Origin of the sequence: Amycolatopsis sp. cmx-11-12 (assembly GCF_046269425.1) — a bacterium.
Lineage (GTDB): Bacteria > Actinomycetota > Actinomycetes > Mycobacteriales > Pseudonocardiaceae > Amycolatopsis.
Genome location: NZ_JADNQM010000086.1, coordinates 1 through 2,550 on the forward strand (window position 1 = coordinate 1; position 2,550 = coordinate 2,550).

A 2,550-nucleotide genomic window follows, 5' to 3' on the forward strand; every position below is an offset into this window, starting at 1 on the left:
GGCCCCGCGGCTCCAACCTCGTGAAACGACCCGAAATCCGCTCATGGACCCGACCCAGCTCAGCCACCACCATGTCCATCACCCGCAACATCATCCACTACCCATGCGAGTGCCGTTGCAGTACTAGAGCTTGTCTCATGTGGTGTGTTCGCGGAGTTTCTTCCAGCAGGTGAGGGTGGCTCTGAGGGTGAGGAAGGCCAGGAAGTGGGTGGCTTTGCGTTCGTAGCGCAGGGTCAGGCGCCGGTATCCAGTGAGCCAGGCCATGGGTCGTTCGATCACCCAGCGGCGCTTGCCGAGTTTCTCGCTGGAGTCGATGCCTTTGCGGGCGATGCGGACCTTGATGCCGCGGTCGCGAACCCAGGTCCGGAGTTCGGGTTGCTCGTAGGCTTTGTCGGCGTGCACCTTGCCGGGCTTGCGCCGTCGTGGACCGCGTCGCGACGTGATCGCGGGTATCGCCATCACCAGCGGTTTGAGCGCGTAAGAGTCGTTGGTATTGGCGGTGGAGACCGCGACCACGATCGGCAGCGCTGCGCGGGTCGGACAGCACATGGATCTTCGAACCGGGCTTGCCCCGGTCCGCCGGGCTGGGACTGGTCAGGGCCCCGCTTTTTGGTTCAGTCCGTCGTCAAGTCCGTTCACCTTGCAGGTGTTCAACTTGTCCCTCGGTTCAAGAGCATCACGGCATCAGTCTTCACAAACTCACCTGCCCACGTCAGCGCCCCTTTCGGCCTGGTCTCACTTGGTCGGCATCCGGCCGGGCCGGTTGCACCTCCCACTTGGAGGAGCGGTGTTTGCGGTGCAAACTCCCGTTACCTTTCGGCTAGCGGCTTCCACTTCTTGGGCATCCTGTCCCGCCGAGGAGTTCCGCCCCTCGTGCGATCCGCCTACCGAGCCTGGCAGCCCGGACCTCGACGGGGTTTCCACGGTTCAGGCACACGAGAATCAGCCGGAGTGGGCACCCTCTAGCCCCGGGGCCAGCGGTGTTCCCGCGACCGACAAGAACGTTTCCGGTCGCCGCTTGCCACCTCTGCCAGTGGCCAGGCCCCCTCACCTTGGCGATCGTCTCGTCATCCAAGGTTTGGGATAGCGAGGCAGCATCGAGCCTTCACTTGAGTTCGCCCGTCCCGGCCTTCCCCTCGCCTGGTAGCTCCCCTAGACGAAACAGGGTTCCTTAGGCCTCTTCTCTGAGCTTCGCACCTCGGCAAGCGGGGCCTGCCGACGCAAGTCAGAGCGGGGACTGACCTCGAACACTGGTCAGGAACTACGCATCCGGCACAGCCGGCACTCAATCTACGAGTTCACTCGCTATGCGCGACTTCGTTTCGCACCGTCTTCGTCCGCGTGGGGCTGGATGTCAGCAGGTGCCCGCGTGGGTGCGTGCCCGGATTCTGGCGACCAGTTCGACCGGCCGGCTGACACCGGCCGGTCGAACTGGTCGCCCACAATGAAGTAACATGACACAGATCACATTAGGAGCAGGAACCAGCGCGCCATGGCCTCCGACCTCCCGGAAAGGACCTCGGTCCTGATCACCGGCTCTACAAACCCAAACGGAGGTCCGTTATCCATGGCAAAGAAACAGCAGAACCCATTGACCGTGAGGAAGGGGCTGTCGGCCAACGCCTGGACGACGATCGCGATCGCAGTCGTCGCCGTCCTGGTCATCGGTGGGGTGCTGATCTTCAACCAGCGCGATTCAACGGGTCCCGGGCCGAGGGTGGTCCCGGCCGAGATGCTGCGGAAGCCAGACAGCAACCTGCTCACGCAGGCGTCGAACAACACGGTCACCGTCGTCGAATTCCTGGACTACCAGTGTCCCGCGTGCGAGTCCTACTATCAAAACGTCACGAAGAAGCTCGAACAGGACTATGCCGACAGAATCACCTTCGTGACGCGGAATTTCCCGCTAGAGATTCACCCGCTCGCGATCGCGGCTGGGAAGGCGGCCGAAGCAGCCGCGCTCCAAGGCAAGTACCACGAGATGTACGACAAGCTCTACAGCGGCTACCGTGCCTGGGCTGTCACAGGCGACGGTCAGACCATCGGCAACGACCGATCGCGCGCCCAGGACCGGTTCGAAACCTACGCCCAGGAGATCGGGCTCGACCTGCCACGGTTCCGTGCCGACGCCGCTTCCCCCGCCGTGCAGCAGCGCATCGACCGCGACCTCGCGGACGGTAAACAAGCGGACATCACAGGAACTCCGATGATCTTCGTCAACGGGACGAAGTTCGCGCCCACCGGGAAGGCCTACGACGCCATCGCCGAGGAACTGCGCGGCCGCATCGATCGGGCGCTCGAAGGATGACGACGCTCGCGCCCCGCAGCTTGGCTCGGCTATACGCAGTCGCCGGCTTCCTCGGCCTGGCGGCGGTGACACTGACCTTGGAGAAGATTCAGAGCTTACGGGACCCGTCCTATGTGCCTAGTACTGCAACGGCACTCGCATGGGTAGTGGATGATGTTGCGGGTGATGGACATGGTGGTGGCTGAGCTGGGTCGGGTCCATGAGCGGATTTCGGGTCGTTTCACGAGGTTGGAGCCGCGGGG

Annotated in this window: 1 protein-coding gene and 1 pseudogene; one reads left to right on the top strand and one right to left on the bottom strand. The window is 63.4% G+C overall.

All coding sequences use genetic code 11. The annotated features are described in order from the left end of the window. Window positions 1-135 precede the first annotated feature (135 nt). Window positions 136-610: pseudogene (locus ACLARN_RS43995) on the bottom strand (IS5 family transposase); the annotation flags it as partial. A gap of 882 nt (window positions 611-1,492) precedes the next feature. Here ACLARN_RS43995 and ACLARN_RS44000 point away from each other — a divergent pair. Then, on the top strand, window positions 1,493-2,308 hold the full coding sequence (locus ACLARN_RS44000; RefSeq protein ID WP_409497435.1) for a DsbA family protein: 816 nt from the start codon (window positions 1,493-1,495) through the stop codon (window positions 2,306-2,308). Window positions 2,309-2,550: the final 242 nt, after the last annotated feature.

What these genes read in the sequence shown, in the direction of transcription:
- ACLARN_RS44000 (WP_409497435.1), top strand. Translation starts at nt 1,493, where the DNA reads ATGGCCTCCGACCTCCCGGAAAGGACCTCGGTCCTGATCACCGGCTCT.